Source organism: Streptomyces sp. NPDC060027 (genome assembly GCF_042737005.1).
Lineage (GTDB): Bacteria > Actinomycetota > Actinomycetes > Streptomycetales > Streptomycetaceae > Streptomyces.
On record NZ_JBHWVI010000004.1, the window covers coordinates 33,357 to 48,859 of the forward strand.

The following is a 15,503-nucleotide window of genomic DNA, read 5'->3' on the forward strand; positions in this document are numbered from 1 at the left end:
GGACGAGGGATGGGACCGAAGGACCCGCACGGAATACCTCGAATGTCCCAGAGTGCCCCTGATCGCCGCGACTGTCGCCTCGATTGACGGCCGCCGTCAATCGACGGCGGCCGTTGTCGGTGGCGAGGTGCACCATGGGGGCATGAGCGTGCACATCGACATCAGCGGGCTGCGGCCGGAGCGGATCGCCGTCGTGCCGTCGCCGCTGGCCGAGCTGGGGATGGCGCTGCACGCGCTGGCGGAGCCGGGGCACCACCCCGGGCTCCAGGGCTGGGTGACGGGGGTGACCGCCCGGCTCGATCCCCATCTCGCGGACCGGATGTGCGAGGCGGACTTCCTGTGGCGTACGACGTTCTCGGACCTGTTCCTGCCCTGCGCGGGCATCCCGGGCGGGGCCGCGCTGCCGGGGGCGACGCTCGCCGAGGACCTGGATCTGCTGGACAAGCTCACGGACGAGCAGTTCGTGGACGCGGCCCTGGAGTTCACCTGCGCGCTGGCCTACGGCTCCGAGGGGCCGCACGCTCTCTCCGACCCCGAGGTGCAGCGGCGTGCCGTGGATCTGGCCGCCTCGCGCGGGCCGCAGCAGACACGGTTCACGGAGCGGCTGCTGGTGGACCCGCCGGGCGTGCGGGCCTGGCTGAGGCAGTTCCTGGAGGACTGTGACGAGGCCTTCTTCGCCGAGACCTGGTCCCGGCTGCGTCACCCGCTCGCAGCGGAGGCCCGCCACAAGACGGATCTGCTCCGGCACAAGGGCCTCCCCGAGGCGCTGGCCTCCGTCTCCTCCGCCCTGTCCCTGGACGAGACGGCGCGGCGCATCACCGTCGACAAGCTGACCGAGGGGCTCACGGTCACGGCGGACGGCGGCCTGCTCCTCGTCCCCACCAGCCTCGGCCGCCCGCACCTGATGGTGCTGCACCGGTACCGGTGGCAGCCCGTGCTGCAGTACCCCGTCAGCTCCCCCGAGCTCGCCACCCCGCCCTCGGTCGAGCAGCTCACCCTGCGGATGGCGGCCCTGTCCCACCCGGTCCGGATGCGCATCTGCCGCCATCTGGCCAGGAGCGCGTACACCACCGGCGAGCTGGCCCAGGTGCACGGCATGACCGCGCCGGAGATATCCCGGCACCTGAGCGTGCTCAAGAAGGCGGGCCTGATCACCACACGGCGCCGCGGCCGATATGTGCTGCACCAGCTCGACGTCAGCGTGGTGGCCCGGCTGGGCAGCGATTTCCTCGAGGGCATCCTGCGCTAGGGCGTCTTGTGCTGGATCGGCTTGCGCTGGAGCGGCTTGCGCTAGGGGCGGCTTGCGCTGGAGCGGCTCGGCGAGTGCCGTGGTGGATGGCGCGGACCTGCGTGGTCCGGACGGCACCAGCCGGTTCAGTCGAAGCGGATGTGGCGCGCGCTCGTCCACGCCCGCCGCAGACGTCCGCGTACGGCCCCGTCGCGGTTCGGCGTGAGGGTCAACCCCGCGAGGACGGCGATGCGGTCGGCGGTCTTGGCGACCGTCGTGTGGTCGGTCCATAGATGCTCGGCGAACTCCGGCTCACGCAGCCGCTCCAGACAGTGGTCGAGCTGCCCCACGGCCCAGCTCTCGCGCCGCAACGGGGCGTCCTTTCCGGCGACGTACCGCAGGAGCCGCCCGAAGCCGCGCTCACGGAGCCGCCCCAGTACGGTCTCCCGCTGGGCCAGCAGCGTGAAGTGCCTTACGTCGTGGCCCAGTTCGCCCAGCCGGCCGACCGTCTCCACGAAGTACCGGGGGTCCGTGACCGTCATGGGAGCGATGACCACACCCCCGTGCTTGGCCAGCGCGAGGTCGAGCACCTCGACCACGCCCTGCCGCCAGGACACCAAGTCCTGGAAGTCGCCGCGGAGTTCGGGCGGCAACATGCGGCGCAGGCCGAAGCCGGCGTGTTCCGGATCGCAGATGACGCTGCCGGGCAGCCGTCGCTGGATCTCGTGTGCGGTCTGTGTCTTGCCGCCCCCGAAGGGGCCGTTGATCCACAGGAGCATGGGCAGACCCTAGTGGGCGCCGGTCACGCCCCGGTCACGCCCGGTCGGTCGGCCGCGCCGCGGAACGCGTCAGCCGTGGCCGCCCGCCCGGACGATTCCCGTCTCGTAGGCGAGCACGACCACCTGGACCCGGTCACGCAGCCCCAGCTTCGTGAGGATGCGCCCGACATGCGTCTTCACCGTGGCCTCGGAGAGGACCAGACGGGCCGCGATCTCGCCGTTGGACAGCCCCTGCGCGACGAGGATCATGACCTCGCGCTCGCGCTCGGTGAGCCGTTCCAGCCCCTTGTGCTGGGGCTCCTTTCCGGCGTTGGGCAGCAGCGGCGCGAACCGGTCGAGCAGGCGCCGGGTGGTGGACGGCGCGACGACGGCGTCGCCGCTGTGCACGGAACGGATGGCGGCGAGCAGCTCGCCCGGGGGCACGTCCTTGAGCATGAAGCCGGAGGCGCCCGCCTTGAGCCCGGAGAAGGCGTACTCGTCGAGGTCGAAGGTGGTGAGGATCAGCACCTTCGGCGGGTTCGGGTCCGAACAGATGCGGCGGGTGGTCTCCACGCCGTCCAGCTTCGGCATGCGTACGTCCATCAGGACCACGTCGACCGCGGTGGCGCGCAGCACCTGGAGGGCCTCGACGCCGTCGCCCGCCTCGGCCACGACCTCCATGTCCGGCTGGGCGGCGAGCACCATCCGGAAGCCGGTGCGCAGCAGCACCTGGTCGTCGACGAGCATCACGCGGATCGCCATCGGGGGCCTTTCACTTTGTAAGGATCATTCGTAGGAATCAGGTGTGTACAGGTGTCAGTGGGCCGGTTTGAGCGGCAGCAGGGCGCTGATGCGGAAGCCTCCACCCGGCCGCGGCCCCGCGTCCAGCGTGCCGCCGACCATGCCGACGCGCTCGCGCATGCCGATCAGGCCGTGGCCCTGCCCGTCGGCGCCGCCGTCCTCGTACAGCTCGTGGGGAGCGCCCTTGCCGTCGTCCTCGACGAGCAGTCCGAGGCCGTCGTCGAAGTAGACCAGGCGGACGCTCGCACCCGCGTTCGGGCCCCCGTGCTTGCGGGTGTTGGTGAGCGCCTCCTGCACGATGCGGTACGCCGTGAGCTCCACGCCGCTGGGCAGGGGACGCGGGGTGCCCTCCACCTTGAAGTCGACGGGGAGGCCGGAGGTACGGCACTGCGCGATGAGGTCGTCGAGCTGCTCGACGTCGGGCTGCGGCACGTACTCGCCGCCCTCCTGGTGCTCGCCGGTGCGCAGGACGCCGAGCAGGCGGCGCATCTCGGCGAGGGCCTGACGGCCGGTCCCCGAGATGGTCTCCAGGGCCTTCTTGGCCTGGTCCGGGGCGGTGTCCATGACGTACGCGGCACCGTCGGCCTGGACCACCATCACCGAGACGTTGTGCGCGACCACGTCGTGCAGCTCACGCGCGATCCGGGCGCGCTCGGCGGCGACCGCGACCTTGGCCTGTGCCTCGCGCTCCTTCTCCAGACGGGCGGCACGCTCCTCCAGCTGCGCGAGGTACGCGCGGCGGGTGCGGATCGAGTCACCGAGCACCCAGGCGAGCGCGAACGGAACCGTCTGGAAGATCGCTATGAGGACGCCGCCCAGCCCGCCCGACTCATTCGCGGGCCAGCGGAGCTGCGAGAGCGTGCCCGCGCACAGCCCGCCGATCAGCGCGAACCGGGAGGCCCAACGGGCGCCGTCCGCTGCGACGGTGTAGATGATCACCATCATCGCGAAGTCCGCGGGCATCACCTCCACGTCGAAGATCAGCTGGAGGAAGCCCAGGGCCGCGGCCAGGATCAGCATCTTCTCCGGCATGCGGCGGCGCAGCGCGACGACCAGGCACAGGAAGGAGGCGATCGTCAGGGACTCGGCGAACGACCCGTGGTGGTCCTCGGCCCCGTCGACCGTCGCGCTGCTCACGCCGGTGACGCCGAGCAGGGCGACGGCCCAGAAGCTGTCGACCCATGTCGGGTACCTGCGGAGAAAGTCATAGAGGCGCTGCACGTAACCCAGAGTAGGGAAGCGTGCAGTGTGCAGGGGTCAGCCGGAGGATCGATCCGGGACCGCCCCTCGTACTCCCCAAGGTGGATGCCCACCACTCCGCGACGCCCGGGGACGGTCGTCCGCACCCCGCCGCGGACGCCGGGTCCGGCCCGCACGCCCTCCGCGGATCCCCGCCGGCTCGGCACCGTCCGCACCCGACCTGACCGGGACGACAGCCCTTAGCCTGGCCCGGTGAGACGTGAGGCGGCAGGCGAGTGGCGAGGGTGGCGCGAGGCGACGGAGGAGGCGCTGTACGGCCCCTCCGGCTTCTATCGCAGGCCCGAGGGGCCCGCCGGGCACTTCCGGACCTCGGTGCACGCGTCCCCGCTGTTCGCCGCCGCCGTGGCGCGGCTGCTGTGCCGGGTCGACGCGGCGCTCGGCCGGCCGGACGTGCTGGACTTCGTCGACATGGCGGCGGGCCGCGGCGAGCTGGTGACCGGCGTCCTCGCCGCTCTCCCGGCCGAGGTGGCCTCCCGCGCGCGCGGGTACGCGGTCGAGCGCGCCGACCGCCCGGCCGGCCTGGATGACCGGATCGCCTGGCTCACCGAGCCTCCGGAGAAGATCACCGGGCTGCTGTTCGCCAACGAGTGGCTGGACAACGTGCCCGTGGACGTCGCCGAGGCCGGCCCGGACGGGGTGCCGCGTCTGGTCCTGGTCCGCGGCGACGGGGCCGAACGCCTCGGGGAGGCCGTCACCGGGGCGGAGGCGGAGTGGCTGGAGCGCTGGTGGTGGCCCGGCGCGCGGCTCGCCCGCACGCCCGCACCGGGAGCGCGGCAGGTCCCCACACCCCCACAAGAAGCTCCGTTTCCACAGGGAGCGCACGCGGCCCTCCGGGAGCCCCCCGCGCCCGCCGAAGGCGCCCGTGCCGAGATCGGGCTGCCCCGGGACATCGCCTGGGCCTCCACCGTGTCCGCGCTCGACCGGGGTCTCGCCGTGGCCGTCGACTACGCGCACTTCGCGGGCGGCCGGCCGCCCTTCGGGACGCTCACCGGTTTCCGGGAAGGGCGCGAGACGGTTCCGGTGCCGGACGGGTCCTGCGACATCACCGCGCACGTGGCACTCGACGCGTGCACGCTGCCCGGGGGGCGCGTGACGAGCCAGCGCGCGGCGCTGCACGCACTGGGCGTGAGCGGCGCGCGCCCGCCGCTCGCGCTGGCGTCCACGGACCCCGCCGCCTATGTGCGCGCCCTCACGGGCGCCGGCGCGGCCGCGGAGCTCACCGCGCCGGGCGGCCTGGGCGACTTCGGCTGGCTGCTCCAGCCCGTGGGCCTCCCGGAAGTGCGCCCGGACACCCCGGCCGGCGAGAGCGCGCTCCTTCGCGGCGCCCTACTTGTCGATGTCCCCGACGACGAAGAACAGTGACCCCAGGATCGCCACCATGTCCGCGACCAGCGTCCCCGGCAGCAGTTCGGCGAGCGCCTGGATGTTGTTGTACGACGCGGAGCGCAGCTTCAGCCGGTACGGGGTCTTCTCGCCCTTGCTGACGAGGTAGTAGCCGTTGATGCCGAGGGGGTTCTCGGTCCAGGCGTACGTGTGCCCCTCGGGCGCCTTCAGGACCTTGGGCAGGCGCTGGTTGATCGGCCCGGGCGGCAGCTCGGCGAGCCGGTCGAGGCAGGCGTCCGCGAGATCCAGGGAGACGTGCGTCTGCTCCAGGAGGCACTCGAAGCGGGCCAGGCAGTCGCCCTCCTGGCGGGTGACGACCTTCAGGGTGTCCCGGAGCTCGCCGTACGCGAGATAGGGCTCGTCACGGCGCAGGTCGAAGTCGACGCCGGAGGCACGCGCGATGGGGCCGCTCACGCCGTACGCGTGCACGGCCTCCGGCGCGAGGACGCCCACATCGCGCGTACGCCCGCGGAAGATCTCGTTGCCGAGCACCAGGTCGTCGTACACGCCCATGCGCGAGCGCAGCGCGGCGACGCAGGCACGCGCGCGGGTGGCCCATCCGGCCGGGAGGTCCTCCTTGAGGCCGCCGACGCGGTTGAACATGTAGTGCATGCGCCCGCCGGAGATCTCTTCCATGACGTGCTGGAGTTCCTCGCGCTCCGTGAAGGCGTAGAAGATCGGGGTGATCCCGCCCAGCTCCAGGGGATAGGAGCCGAGGAACATCAGGTGGTTGAGGACACGGTTGAGCTCCGCGAGGAGCGTGCGCGTCCACACCGCGCGCGCGGGGACCTCCATGCCGAGCATCCGCTCCACGGCGAGGACGACGCCCAGTTCGTTCGAGAACGCGGACAGCCAGTCGTGGCGGTTGGCGAGCATGATGATCTGGCGGTAGTCGCGCGCCTCGAAGAGCTTCTCCGCGCCGCGGTGCATATAGCCGATGACCGGCTCCGCGTGCTGGATCCGCTCGCCGTCGAGCACGAGCCGCAGCCTCAGCACTCCATGGGTCGAGGGGTGCTGGGGGCCGATGTTGAGCACCATGTCGGTGCTCTCGGCAGCGCCGCCGATGCCGACCATGGTCTCCGTCGTAGGAGTCATGGGCACAGTCTCTCGTACGTACGCTTGCCGCATGGAGACGGGGAGCACACGGACGGCCGGGAACGCGATGCCGGAGCCGGTCTGGAGAGGGCTGCCTCCGGGGCTGCTGCGCATGCGGCGGCTGCTGCTGGTGGTGTGGCTGGGACTTCTGACGATCGGCGTCGGGCTGCTCCTCGGGCTGTTCGCCGGTCCGGGCTGGGCGGCCTTCGCCCTGCTGCCGCTCGCCCTGATCGTGTGGGGCTGGCCCATGCTGGGGCGCAACTGGCGCTCCTGGCGGTACGCGGAACGCGCGGACGACCTGCTGATCAGCCGGGGTGTGCTGTGGCGTGAGGAGACCGTGGTGCCGTACGGGCGCATGCAGCTGGTCGAAGTGACCTCCGGGCCCCTCGAACGTCGCTTCGGGCTCGCCAGCGTGCAGTTGCACACGGCCGCCGCGGCGACCGACGCGTGCATCCCGGGTCTCGCCCCGGCCGAGGCCGAACGGCTGCGGGACCGGCTGACCGAACTGGGCGAGGCACGATCGGCGGGACTGTGAGCACGGCCTCGCCGGGCGATGCGGCCTCCTCGGACTCCCTGGGGGACACCCCTGCCGCGTCCCTCGTTCCGGCCGGAACGAGCGCCCTGCCGGGCGGCGACGGCTCCGTACGGGAGGAGAGGCCGCTGTCCGAGCGCCGGTTGCACCCCGTGACCCCGTTCCGGCGCGCCTGGGCGCCGGTCACCGTGATCGCCGGCTGGGCCGTCCACGACCCCAACCAGGCGCAGGAGCAGCTGACCAGACTCACCACGACCGCCCTGATCGTCGGACTCGTCGTGATCGTCCCGGGCGCCGCCCTCTACGGCTTTCTGAGCTGGTGGTTCACGCACTTCGCGGTGACCGACACCGAACTGCGCATCCGCACCGGCCTGTTGTTCCGCCGCACCGCGCACATCCGGCTCGACCGGCTCCAGGCCGTCGACGTCACCCAGCCGCTGCTGGCCCGCGTCGCGGGTGTCGCCAAGCTCAAGCTCGATGTCGTCGGGGCGGACAAGAAGGACGAGCTGGCGTACCTGGGCGAGGGCGAGGCCCGGATGCTGCGCGCCGAACTCCTCGCCCGGGCCGCCGGTTTCGCACCCGAGTCCGCCCACGAGGTCGGCGAGGCGCCGGTGCGCCGGCTGCTGCACGTCCCGCCCGGCGTCCTCGCCGTCTCCCTGGTGCTCACCGGCGCCACCTGGGGCTCCCTCCTCGCCGCTGTCGTCGTCCCCGCGTTCCTGTGGCTCCTCACGCACAGCGTGTGGACGGTCCTCGCGACCGGACTGCCGCTGCTCGGCGCGGCGGGCGCGAGCAGCGTGGGACGGTTCGTCGGCGAGTACGACTGGACGGTGGGCGAGTCGCCCGACGGACTCCGCATCGACCACGGGCTCCTGGACCGCACGCACGAGACGGTGCCGCCCGGCCGCGTGCAGACCGTGCGGATCGTCGAACCCCTGCTGTGGCGGCGCCGCGGGTGGGTGCGCGTCGAGCTGGACGTGGCCGGGTCCTCGAACTCGGTCCTCGTGCCCGTCGCTCCGCGCGAGGTCGCCGGGACCGTGATCGCCGCGGTGCTGCCCGGGGTGACCGTTCCGGTGTCCCTGGACCGGCCGCCGCGGCGGGCCGGCTGGTGCCTGCCGTTCTGGTGGCGCGGGTACGGACTCGCCGTCACCGACACCGTCTTCGCGGCGCGTCACGGGCTGCTGCGGCGCAGCCTCTCCCTCGTCCCGCACGCGAAGGCGCAGAGCGTACGGCTGACACAGGGGCCGTGGGAACGCCTCAAGGGACTCGCCGACGTCCACATCGACACCGGCGCCGACAAGACGGTGACGGCGCGGCTGCGGAACGCCGCGGAGGCGGCGGAGCTCCTCCAGGCCCAGGCCGACCGGTCCCGCACCGGGCGGCGGGAGGCCCGGCCGGACCGGTGGATGGCCTGAGGCCTCGCACGGCCGCGAAGCCGCCCACGGGCGGACCGAGGCGGCGGACCGAAGACTCACGCCCGAAACGGACCGATGACACGGACCGACGGCCTGCGCCCGCACGGGACCGATGACACGGACCGACGGCTTGCGCCCAAAAGGAGTGAGGGCAGTGGCGTGGTGCCACTGCCCTCACTCCGTCACGTCTGTCCGCCGGGACGCGGGCGGCTCAGGAAGCCGCGCTCCGCAGCCCTGACAGGTCGATGTGCTCCGTCTCGTCGTGCGCGGTCAGGTCGATGACCTGACGGCCGACATCGCGCGAACCCTCGCTCGCGGGCTTGAACCCGGACTCGGCCTCGGCCTTGTGCAGGGCGAGCGCCTCCTGACCGACCACGTCGGCCAGGTCCTCGTTCTGTACGGCTTCCATCGCGGCGGCGTCGGACGACTCCTTCTGCGTACCGAAGAAGTCGAACCCGCCCTCCACCGAGGGCCGTCGCACCGGTGCGGTGGCCGGGACGACGGCCACCGCCGTCGGCACGGTGAAGTGCCCGGACCGCTGGGCGGGCTTGGCGGAATGCGACGCCCGGGCCGGCTGCGCCGCCTCGGCCAGGGCCGGCGTGGCGGATTCGGCGGGCTGCGAAGGCTTGGCCTCGGCGACCGCGCGCTGATGCTCGCCGGCCGCCTCGGGCTTCCCCTGCGCCCCACCCGCTTCCGCGACGGCGTCCGGGGACGGACCCGTCTCGCCTGGCGCAGCACGCCTCGGGGGCTCGGCGCTCACGGCCGTGTCCTTCGCTGCGACCGCGTCCTTCGTCGCGACCGCACCCTTCCTCGCCGCCGCGTCCCTCTTCGCGGCCGCGTCCCTCTTGACGGCCGCGTCCAGCGCGGACTCGCCACGCGCGGGAGCCTCGATCAGGGGCTCGGCCGTCGCGGCGTCGGCGTCGGCGTCGGCGTCGGCGTCGGCGTCGGCGTCGGCGTCAGCATCGGAAACGGCTTCGGCATCCGCACCGGAGTCCCGCTCCGCGTCGGACAACGCCAGGGCCACGGACCCCGAGACCGTCGAGGCCTCGGTGCCTTCCGTCTCCCGAGTGCCGCCGGCTATCCGGCTCAGCGCCGCGCCCGCCCGCAGGAAGAGCGACGACCCGGCCGGAGAGAAGACCTCGGGAGACTCGTCGGCGTCGGCGTCGGCGTCGGCCTCGGCGTCGACCTCCGCCTCCGCCTCCGCGGAAGCCGTGTCGTCATCAGTCGTCGTGAAGGCCGCGATGGCCTCCGCCCCGCTCCCGGACGCGGACACCGCGCCCTCGGAGCCGCCCGACTCCTCGGACTCCTCCGGCTCCTCGGACGTCTCGACCGCCTCGGGCGCGTCCGGCGAATCCACCGCGTCGGCGGAGCCCTCGGCGCCAGGGGAATCCGGCGTCTCCGGGGAGTCCTGCGTCGGGGAGTCCGGCGTCTCGGCCGCATCCGGAGCCGTCCGCGCGGCCGGCAGGGCGCGCGTCGGCACCGCGGCCTCTATGGCGAGCTGCCTGCGGCCCTCCAGAGCGGTCGCCCGCTCCGTCTCCGCCGTGGCGTACCGCCGCAGCAGCGCCGCGTGTTCGTTGCGCAGGCCGGCCAGCTCGGTGCGCTTGGCGCGCAGCTTCTGCTCCAGCTTGACGCGCAGCTCCCGCGACTCGTCGAGGTCGGTCTCCAGTTCGGCGACCCGCTCCTCATGACGCCACTCGTCGCTCGCTCGCGCGCGCGTGAGGTCGGCGACGCGTTTGCCGGCCGAGGTGTCCCAGCGGCGCATGACGACCGCACCGGCGACCGCTGTCGCCGCGGCGCCCGCGGCCAGCACACGGAGCACGAACGCCTCCGTGAACAGCCAGGGCCCTACGGCGCAGACGAGCGACACGCCGGCGATCGCCGAAGGAGGCAGCACCCTGTGCAAGGGCGGGGAATGGCGGTGGCGTCCACGTGGCATGGCCAGAAACTTACCGCGCGTAGGCGAATCTTGGTGCCCCGCCCGGTAAAAACACAGTCACCCCGGAACGATTGTCCCGTACCAACCGTCGACAGGGCACACCGCTTGTCCCACAAGGCCCGTCACGCCCCTGTCGCTCCGGCTCCTCGATCAATTCCGCCGGCTCCGGACGGTTCACCGAATCGGAATCATCGGGGGCGCGACATTTCCCCGAGGGGCGACATTTCTCCGTGCCGGACGCCGAATTCGTCCGGTGGGCCCGGTCCGGCGGGGCACGCGTCAGCGGTCGCTCAGCCGCCCGCTGATCCACTGGAGCGCCGCGGGGATCTCCCGCCGCCAGGTGTTGAAGTTGTGGCCGCCGCTGTCGAGGATGATCGACGAGATCCTGGTACGCCCGTTGGACTTCACGAGGTCTATGAAGTCCAGCGTTTCCTTGTAGTTGGATTCGCCCGCCCTGCTGCTGCTGACGAGCAGTGAGGTGTCGGGCGCGGGCTTGTTCTTGAGATACCAGCGCAGGTCGGCGCTGTCGCGCAGCGCCTTGTCGCCGTGGAAGAGATCGCCCGTCGTCCGGTCGACCGCCGCCTTGTAGTACGGCGACAGGCCCGCACCGGCGGCGTACACCTCGGGGTGGTGGACGGCGAGCTTCAGCGCGCAGTACCCGCCCGTCGAGTCGCCGATGACGCCCCAGCTCCCGGGTTTCCGGCCCACCCTGTAGTGGGCCGATACGGCGTCGGGGAGGTCCTTGGCGAAGAAGGACTCGGTCTGCGGACCGCCGGGCACGTCCACGCACTCGGTGTCCCTCGGGGGCGCCACGGTCGGCCGCAGCATGACCAGGATCATCGGCTGGATCCGGCCGTTCTTGGCCAGCCGGTTCGCCGTCTGCGGGAAGTGGAGGCCCTTGATGAGCGCCTCGGCGGTGCCGGGATAGCCGGTCAGCACGGTGGTGACCGGGAACGTACGGGTGCCGGACCGCGGCTGGAAGTACTCCGGTGGCAGATAGACGTACGCCGATGTGGCGATCCGGGTCGTACGGCCGATGATGTCGATCTTCTGGATCTGGCCGCCGACCTGCGGCCGGGACCCGCCCGAGACGTTCACCCGCCGGGTGTCCACCACTCGGAGGGGGCCGCCGCCCGGACCGCCCGCCCCGTTCTGGTCGACGACCACGCCCTCACCGCGCTCCCTGCCGAGGAGGTCCCCCCAGCTGGCGTAGAACCCGAACGCCTGGTTGGCGCACAGCCCGACCGAGGCGAACAGCGCCACCTGGGTGGCCAGCAGCAGGCCCACACGTCCGCCGACGGACCGCCAGGTGCGCCGGGCCAGCCGGGGCCACCACCACACCGTGCCGACGAACAGCAGTACGGCGAGCAGGACCGCCAGAACCAGCACCTTGTTGCTCGTGAGACCCATCGCCTGTTCCCGCCTGCGCTTTCCGCCCGGGCCCGTCCCGCTCCTTCGCGAGTCCTTGCCCTGGACTTTCCTTGCCTTTTGAACCGGCTTTCCGGAGAGGAGTGAACCTGTCTCCCCAAGACACCGTCCTAGAGGGCGCAATGTCGCCGGATGCCGGATTGGCACCGGGTTCAAGGTCTCTCGCAGAACCACGGGATGCGATGTCTGTCAGGATAGATGGGGAATTGTCGGGCGAGGTTCCGAGCCGAACAGGCCGGACGCGGCGCATACTCCGCGGTCCGAGCCCCGAGGCCGTCCCCGCCCTGGTCGCCAGGGCCTGCACGCTCGTAGGTCTCCTGGACATCGCCGCGGGCGTCTTCCCGCGCTTCCGTCACAGCCGTATGCACGCCCTGGCGGAGGTGCTGCCCGGCTCGTTCGGCCCGTTCGCCGCGGCGCTCTCGCTCAGCGCCGGAGTGCTTCTGCTGCTGCTCGCCCACGGGCTGCGCCGCCGCAAACGGCGGGCCTGGCGCGCCGCGGTCGCGCTGCTCCCGGCAGGCGCCGCCGCGCAGTTCGCGTACCGCCACTCGTTGATCGGCGTCGTCATCTCGGCCGCGCTGCTCGCACCGCTGCTGCGCCACCGCGATGAGTTCGCGGCCCTGCCCGATCCACGCAGCCGCTGGCGCGCGCTCGCCAACTTCGTTCTCATGGGCGCCGGTTCCCTCGTCCTCGGACTCGTCATCGTCAGCGTCCACGAGAACCGCATGATCGGCGACCCGAGCCTGGCCGACCGCATCAGCCACGTCCTGTACGGCCTGGTCGGCTTCGAAGGCCCCGTCGACTACGCCGGACCCACCTCCTGGACGGTCGCCTTCTCCCTCGGCGCCCTCGGCTGGCTGACCGCCGTCACCACCGTCTACTTCGCCTTCCGCCCCGAACACCCCGCCGCCCGCCTCACGGAGGGCGACGAGACCCGGCTGCGCGTCCTCCTGGACAAGCACGGCGGCCGCGACTCCCTCGGCCACTTCGCTCTCCGCCGCGACAAGGCGGTCGTCTTCTCGCCCAGCGGCAAGGCGGCGGTGACCTATCGCGTCGTCTCCGGCGTGATGCTCGCCAGCGGCGACCCCATCGGCGACGTGGAGGCCTGGCCCGGTGCGATCGAACGCTTCATGGACGAGGCCAAGGCGCACTCCTGGACGCCCGCCGTCATGGGCTGCTCCGAGACGGGCGGCGAGGTGTGGACCCGCGAGACCGGCCTCGACGCCCTCGAACTGGGGGACGAGGCGGTGGTGGATGTCGCGGATTTCTCCCTCAGCGGACGCGCGATGCGAAACGTCCGCCAGATGGTGAAGCGCATCGAGCGGGCTGGTTACGAGACGCGGGTACGGCGCATCCGTGACCTCGGAGAGGGAGAACTGGACCGGATACGGCGCGCCGCGGAGGACTGGCGCGGCACCGACACCGAGCGCGGCTTCTCCATGGCGCTCGGCCGCGTCGGCGACCCGTCCGACGGGAACTGCCTGATCGCCACGGCGCACAAGACCGACGACCCGCCCGGCCCGTACGGAGACCTGAAGGCCGTCCTGCACTTCGTCCCGTGGGGCACGGACGGCGTGTCGCTCGACCTCATGCGCCGCGACCGCGCGGCCGACCCCGGCATGAACGAACTCCTCATCGTGGCGGCGCTCCAGGCGTCTCCCCGCCTCGGCATCAACCGGATCTCGCTCAACTTCGCGATGTTCCGCGCGGCGCTCGCCCGCGGCGAGAAGATCGGCGCCGGGCCCGTGCTGCGCGCCTGGCGCGGACTGCTGGTCTTCCTGTCCCGCTGGTTCCAGATCGAGTCGCTGTACAAGTTCAACGCCAAGTTCCGCCCGCGCTGGGAGCCGCGCTTCGTCGTCTACGGCTCCTCCCGCGACCTCCCCCGCATCGGCTTCGCCGCCATGCAGGCCGAGGGCTTCGTGAACCTCGCCCTGCCCCGGGTGCTGCGCCGCCGCGCAGCGGCTCCGCGTCCGTGCTCGCACGCGGTGGCGGAGCGGGAGGTGAGAGCGGCGTAGCCGGCATACCGGGCGGCGCCCCGCCGGGGGCCCGTTCCGCCGGCCGGGACAGGCGGTGGGGCGGGCGGTAGGGCGGGGAACGGACCGCGAAGCGACCGAAGGCCCCGGCGGGCGGGCCGCCCGCACCCACCAGGAACCGTTGAGACCGGCAGGGGGCGATTCCGCCCCTCGCGGGAGGCCTAGGCTGGACGTATGAGTATTGAGCGCGGGCGCGGCCGAGTCGCGGGACTGCCGACGTGGGACCGCTGCGCGGTCATGGGGGTCGTGAACGTCACCCCCGATTCCTTCTCCGACGGCGGCCACTGGTTCGACACGACGGCCGCGGTCAAGCACGGCCTGGAGCTCGTCGCCGAGGGCGCCGACCTCGTGGACGTGGGCGGCGAGTCCACCCGCCCCGGCGCCACCCGCGTCGACGAGGCGGAGGAGCTCAAGCGCGTCATCCCCGTCGTCCGCGGCCTCGCCTCCGAGGGCGTCACGGTCTCCGTGGACACCATGCGCGCCTCCGTCGCCGAGCGGTCCCTCGCCGCCGGCGCGGCCCTCGTGAACGACGTCAGCGGCGGCCTCGCCGACCCCGCGATGATCCCGGCCGTCGCGGCCGCGGGCGCCCCCTTCGTGGTCATGCACTGGCGCGGCTTCCTGGCGGGCGGGAACGTCCAGGGGACGTACGCGGACGTGGTCTCCGAAGTCCTCGACGAACTGCACGCACGCGTGGAGGCCGTTCTGGCGGGCGGTATCGCCCCCGACCGCGTCGTCGTCGACCCCGGGCTCGGCTTCTCCAAGGACCCGGAGCACGACCTGGCCCTCCTCGCCCACCTCGACCGCCTCCGCGCCCTCGGCCACCCCCTGCTGGTCGCCGCCTCCCGCAAGCGTTTCCTCGGCCGCGTGCTGGCCGGTCCCGAGGGCGCCCCGCCCCCCGCGCGCGAGCGCGACGCCGCCACGGCCGCCGTCTCGGCGATCGCCGCCCAGCAGGGCGCCTGGGCAGTCCGCGTGCACGAGGTACGCGCCACCGCCGACGCCGTACGGGTCGCGCGCGCCGTCGAGGGTGCCCGGGCCGGCGGGGCATCGGACGCCGCCGGTCCGGCCGCAGAGGGAGCCCGGTGAGCACACCGCGTACCGACGTCGAGCAGGTCGAACTCGCCAACACCGCGTTCTACGAGGCGATGGAACGCGGTGACTTCGAGGAACTGTCCTCGCTGTGGCTGGCCCCGCTGGACACGTCCGACGACGACTTCGAGGGCGAGGGCGCGGTCGTCTCCTGCGTCCACCCCGGCTGGCCCGTCCTCAACGGCCGCGGCGAGGTGCTCCGCTCGTACGCGCTGATCATGGCGAACACGGAGTACATCCAGTTCTTCCTCACCGATGTGCGCGTCTCCGTCTCCGGCGACACGGCCCTGGTCACCTGCACCGAGAACATCCTCAGCGGCGGACCGGCCCCCGACGACAGCGACGAGCTCGGACCGCTCGTCGGCCAGTTGGTCGTCGCCACGAACGTGTTCCGCCGTACCGCCGACGGTTGGAAACTCTGGTCCCACCACGCCTCCCCCGTGCTGGCCGAATCGGGCGAGGAAGAGGACGAGGACACCGCCGGTTGAGTGGGTGTACGGCCCGCAGGGACCAAAAGGTGGTTGGAATCACCCGCCCGGGGTAGGGGCGGCTAC

The 15,503-nt window shown here is 72.5% G+C and carries 13 protein-coding genes; 7 read left to right on the forward strand and 6 right to left on the reverse strand.

Annotated features, from left to right (window positions below; all coding sequences use genetic code 11):
• Positions 1 to 142: 142 nt before the first annotated feature.
• Positions 143 to 1,249 carry a DUF5937 family protein gene (locus ACFWBT_RS01955; protein WP_385694625.1) on the forward strand — a complete coding sequence of 369 codons (1,107 nt, stop codon included), beginning with the start codon at positions 143 to 145 and terminating at the stop codon, positions 1,247 to 1,249.
• A gap of 125 nt (positions 1,250 to 1,374) precedes the next feature.
• On the opposite strand, the gene ACFWBT_RS01960 is transcribed toward ACFWBT_RS01955, so the two are convergent.
• From ACFWBT_RS01960 to ACFWBT_RS01970, 3 genes are all read right to left on the reverse strand, one after another.
• Entirely contained in the window at positions 1,375 to 2,007 is a 633-nt protein-coding gene (locus ACFWBT_RS01960) for an AAA family ATPase (RefSeq protein ID WP_385694628.1), read from the reverse strand.
• A 69-nt stretch (positions 2,008 to 2,076) separates the two neighbouring features.
• Positions 2,077 to 2,748 (reverse strand): response regulator transcription factor, encoded by a 672-nt coding sequence (locus tag ACFWBT_RS01965; RefSeq protein ID WP_356464796.1) that lies wholly within the window; start codon positions 2,746 to 2,748, stop codon positions 2,077 to 2,079.
• Positions 2,749 to 2,802: 54 nt separating this feature from the next.
• Complete coding sequence (locus ACFWBT_RS01970) at positions 2,803 to 4,008, reverse strand: sensor histidine kinase (RefSeq protein WP_385694631.1); 1,206 nt, start codon at positions 4,006 to 4,008, stop codon at positions 2,803 to 2,805.
• Between the two features lie 231 nt (positions 4,009 to 4,239).
• Here ACFWBT_RS01970 and ACFWBT_RS01975 point away from each other — a divergent pair, with 231 nt between their 5' ends.
• On the forward strand, positions 4,240 to 5,409 hold the full coding sequence (locus ACFWBT_RS01975; protein WP_385694633.1) for an SAM-dependent methyltransferase: 1,170 nt from the start codon (positions 4,240 to 4,242) through the stop codon (positions 5,407 to 5,409).
• Here the strand turns inward: ACFWBT_RS01975 and ACFWBT_RS01980 are convergent.
• On the reverse strand, positions 5,374 to 6,525 hold the full coding sequence (locus ACFWBT_RS01980; protein WP_385694634.1) for an NADH-quinone oxidoreductase subunit D: 1,152 nt from the start codon (positions 6,523 to 6,525) through the stop codon (positions 5,374 to 5,376). The genes ACFWBT_RS01975 and ACFWBT_RS01980 overlap by 36 nt on opposite strands.
• Before the next feature lie 31 nt (positions 6,526 to 6,556).
• Between ACFWBT_RS01980 and ACFWBT_RS01985 the strand changes: the two genes are divergently transcribed.
• Together ACFWBT_RS01985 and ACFWBT_RS01990 are read left to right on the forward strand one after the other, a co-directional pair.
• A complete protein-coding gene (locus tag ACFWBT_RS01985) occupies positions 6,557 to 7,060 on the forward strand; it encodes a PH domain-containing protein (protein ID WP_385694636.1) in 504 nt (167 codons plus the stop codon).
• A gap of 86 nt (positions 7,061 to 7,146) precedes the next feature.
• A complete protein-coding gene (locus ACFWBT_RS01990) occupies positions 7,147 to 8,469 on the forward strand; it encodes a PH domain-containing protein (protein ID WP_385694784.1) in 1,323 nt (440 codons plus the stop codon).
• A 211-nt stretch (positions 8,470 to 8,680) separates the two neighbouring features.
• On the opposite strand, the gene ACFWBT_RS01995 is transcribed toward ACFWBT_RS01990, so the two are convergent.
• A complete protein-coding gene (locus tag ACFWBT_RS01995; RefSeq protein ID WP_385694639.1) occupies positions 8,681 to 10,405 on the reverse strand; it encodes a hypothetical protein in 1,725 nt (574 codons plus the stop codon).
• A gap of 279 nt (positions 10,406 to 10,684) precedes the next feature.
• Entirely contained in the window at positions 10,685 to 11,815 is a 1,131-nt protein-coding gene (locus tag ACFWBT_RS02000; RefSeq protein WP_385694641.1) for an alpha/beta hydrolase, read from the reverse strand.
• 224 nt (positions 11,816 to 12,039) lie between these two features.
• Here ACFWBT_RS02000 and ACFWBT_RS02005 point away from each other — a divergent pair, with 224 nt between their 5' ends.
• The 3 genes from ACFWBT_RS02005 (at position 12,040) to ACFWBT_RS02015 (ending at position 15,437) form a co-directional block, all read left to right on the forward strand.
• Positions 12,040 to 13,845, forward strand: a complete 1,806-nt coding sequence (locus ACFWBT_RS02005) for a phosphatidylglycerol lysyltransferase domain-containing protein (protein ID WP_385694645.1) — start codon at positions 12,040 to 12,042, stop codon at positions 13,843 to 13,845.
• A 192-nt stretch (positions 13,846 to 14,037) separates the two neighbouring features.
• A complete protein-coding gene (gene folP / locus ACFWBT_RS02010) occupies positions 14,038 to 14,946 on the forward strand; it encodes a dihydropteroate synthase (RefSeq protein WP_385694648.1) in 909 nt (302 codons plus the stop codon).
• A complete protein-coding gene (locus ACFWBT_RS02015) occupies positions 14,943 to 15,437 on the forward strand; it encodes a nuclear transport factor 2 family protein (RefSeq protein WP_266761229.1) in 495 nt (164 codons plus the stop codon). The genes folP and ACFWBT_RS02015 overlap by 4 nt, the downstream gene beginning before the upstream one ends.
• The last annotated feature ends 66 nt before the right edge of the window (positions 15,438 to 15,503 follow it).

Excerpts from the sequence above, each read along its gene's own strand:
- ACFWBT_RS01955 (WP_385694625.1), top strand. The coding sequence starts at position 143 with ATGAGCGTGCACATCGACATCAGCGGGCTGCGGCCGGAGCGGATCGCC.
- ACFWBT_RS01960 (WP_385694628.1), bottom strand. The coding sequence starts at position 2,007 with ATGCTCCTGTGGATCAACGGCCCCTTCGGGGGCGGCAAGACACAGACC.
- ACFWBT_RS01965 (WP_356464796.1), bottom strand. The coding sequence starts at position 2,748 with ATGGCGATCCGCGTGATGCTCGTCGACGACCAGGTGCTGCTGCGCACC.
- ACFWBT_RS01980 (WP_385694634.1), bottom strand. The coding sequence starts at position 6,525 with ATGACTCCTACGACGGAGACCATGGTCGGCATCGGCGGCGCTGCCGAG.
- ACFWBT_RS01985 (WP_385694636.1), top strand. The coding sequence starts at position 6,557 with ATGGAGACGGGGAGCACACGGACGGCCGGGAACGCGATGCCGGAGCCG.
- ACFWBT_RS01995 (WP_385694639.1), bottom strand. The coding sequence starts at position 10,405 with ATGCCACGTGGACGCCACCGCCATTCCCCGCCCTTGCACAGGGTGCTG.
- ACFWBT_RS02000 (WP_385694641.1), bottom strand. The coding sequence starts at position 11,815 with ATGGGTCTCACGAGCAACAAGGTGCTGGTTCTGGCGGTCCTGCTCGCC.
- folP (WP_385694648.1), top strand. The coding sequence starts at position 14,038 with ATGAGTATTGAGCGCGGGCGCGGCCGAGTCGCGGGACTGCCGACGTGG.